We start from the raw sequence: 2,550 nt of genomic DNA, 5'->3' as shown, positions 1-2,550 counted from the left end.
GGCCTCGGGGGGTTTTAGGGGGGGGCCCCCTGGCACAGCGGATACGGGGGGTGTATCGTTTCCGCGCAGGGACTCACCGCCGACACCTGCCACGTCGCGCTCTCCGGGAGTGAGTCGCGGCAGCAGTTCTACGTCGCGATGACCCGCGGTGTGCACGCGAATCATGCCTACATCGTCACCGCGTTGGACGGCGAAGAGGGCGCGATATTCACCGAACCCGCACACTTTCCACACACCGCGGTGGAACATCTGGCCCGAATTCTCGATCACGACGGCGGACAGAAATCAGCGCACACCGAACTCCGAGATGCGCTCGATCCGCACCAGCGGATCGGTGCGGCGATCGATATCTACCTCGACACCGTGGGCCTGGCGGCAGAAGCAGCACTCGGTGAAACACGACTGGTCGCGCTGGATCGTCTCGCCGATGAGCTCGTCGACGGCCTCACCGACAGTCCCGCCTACTCCGTGCTGCGTCAGCATCTGGCGCTCATCGCGCTTTCCGGCGCCGACCCAGCCGCCGAACTGCGCGCTGCGGTGAACGCGCGCGAGCTCGACACCGCGCTCGATCCCGCCGCCGTGCTCGACTGGCGTCTGGACCCGACGGGAGCACATTCAGCCGGCATCGGGCCGCTGCCGTGGACCCCGGGACTGCCTACCGGAACCGTCGACGACAGCATTTCAGAGCCGGTTCTCGCGCGACATCGTATCGTCGCATCTCTCGCCAGCCAGATTGCCGATGCCACCCGCGCGTGGACCGCAACCACCGCACCGGCGTGGGCACGGCCCCTGCTGCGCACCGACCCGCGCCTGCTCGGCGAGCTCGCGGTGTGGCGGGCTGGGCTGAAGATCCCCGACGCCGATCACCGAACGACCGGCCCCCGACGTCACACTCTGCTCGAGCAAGCGCACCAGCAGCAGCTCGACGCCCGTGTTCTGGCGGTGCTGGGTGATCCGGATCTGCCTCGGCATCGGTGGCGTGAAGTTCTCGACCGTATCGACCCCCGTATCGGCGGCGACCCGTATTGGCCGGTGATCGCGGACAAGATCGACCTCGCCGCCCGCGCCGGTCTCGACATCGGAACCCTGCTCGCCACGGCCGCCCACGAACGCTCATTGCCTGATGAGATGCCTGCCGCCGCGCTGTGGGCGCGACTGGAACTCGAGGCTTCCGCGCTCGATACTCCCTACGGTGCCCGGCTGCGGCCGGATTGGTTCAGGGATCTCGAGGACGTACTCGGCCCTGATATCGCCTCCCAGGTCGTCGCTGACGCAGGCTGGCCGCGTCTGGTCGCCGCCGTCGAACGCGCAGCCGGCGATTGGGTGCCGAGAGATCTGCTGGCGACCGCCCACGAACTCCTGCAGGCCGCTCAACCAACCGACGCGCCACCGCTGCGCGCTGACCAGCTCACCTCCACGCTGAGCTGGCGCATCGACACCCTGCTCCACGCTCCCGATGACTACTCGGTACCCAACCCCCTCACTACCGACCGGTTGGCTTCGCCCTCACCCGCGGCGCAGCCGCCACCGCCCCAGGAGCCCACAACCACTCTGGCACCCATCACTGAGCCCTTCTCCGGTGCGGTCGACGCAGCCATCGGCGACGAAGAGTCGGCGCCCCGCACCTCAGCCGAGCACCTCGACCGCGTCGCCGCACTCTTCGCCGCAGGGCAGGTAGACGATGCCATCGCGGAGTTCCGCGATCTGCACGCCACGCTGACCGATGAGCAGAAGGCTGTGCTCACCGCGATCGCCGAAACCCTTTACCGCCACAGCTTCCCGGTCGCCTCGGCCCGGTTGCGGTGGGCTGCCGAACAGTTCCCGCAGCACCGCGACCTCATCCAGGCCTGTACACCAGCGACCGATCCGGGGGTCTATCAGCGTGCCGAGGACCAGACTCGGGTCGCTCGGCCGAGCCCCCGCGATCATCGCGAACGTATCGATCCGACCATCGCGAGCGCTCCCTTCGACCCAATCGAAGCCGCGGGACTGGACATCGCCGAGGCTTACCACGCCGAGAACCTCGACCAGCACCTGAACAAATTCGATGAGCGCGGCGACGCAAGGCGACCGGATACGGGTTTCCCGATTGACTACGACCGAGCCGCCGTGCGGCCCCTCGCGGGCCTTGCCTGTGTCGAGTGCAGCCTGGAACGCTCGCACACCGACGCTGGCCCGGCCGCGCCACGTCGATCCGACGACGGACTGTGTCAGCCTTGCCGCGACCACGGCCACCCCGGCATCCCCGAACACGAACCCACCGAACACATCGCGGCCCGCTGCGCCCACATCACCACTACGCGGCCACCGGCCACCGCGCTGGCGATGCTGCGCCGCGACTGGCGCGCCCTCGACACCACCGGACGTGCGGTCATCGAACAATGGATCCGTGACCACCCGCAGACCACCGCGCAGCCTGCACTCGATCCGCTGCAACGGCTATCGGATATCGAACTGCAGGAGCTCATCGCCGAACTGCAGGCGCGGCTGGAAACCGTAAAAGAAGAAAAATAGATCTATGGCCCAGTCCGTCTAGTCTTTAATTAATAT

The 2,550-nt window shown here is 67.4% G+C and carries 1 protein-coding gene; it reads left to right on the top strand.

What is annotated here, in order from left to right; translation table 11 throughout:
* Positions 1 to 150 precede the first annotated feature (150 nt).
* The gene (locus ACFWPJ_RS30205) at positions 151 to 2,514 is read left to right on the top strand and encodes a hypothetical protein (RefSeq protein ID WP_378856520.1); all 2,364 of its coding nucleotides are present in this window, start codon (positions 151 to 153) and stop codon (positions 2,512 to 2,514) included.
* Positions 2,515 to 2,550: the final 36 nt, after the last annotated feature.

It is taken from the genome of Nocardia sp. NPDC058497, assembly GCF_042720195.1.
Lineage (GTDB): Bacteria > Actinomycetota > Actinomycetes > Mycobacteriales > Mycobacteriaceae > Nocardia.
Note: the sequence above shows the minus strand (reverse complement) of the source record. Positions and strands in the feature narration are given on the sequence as shown.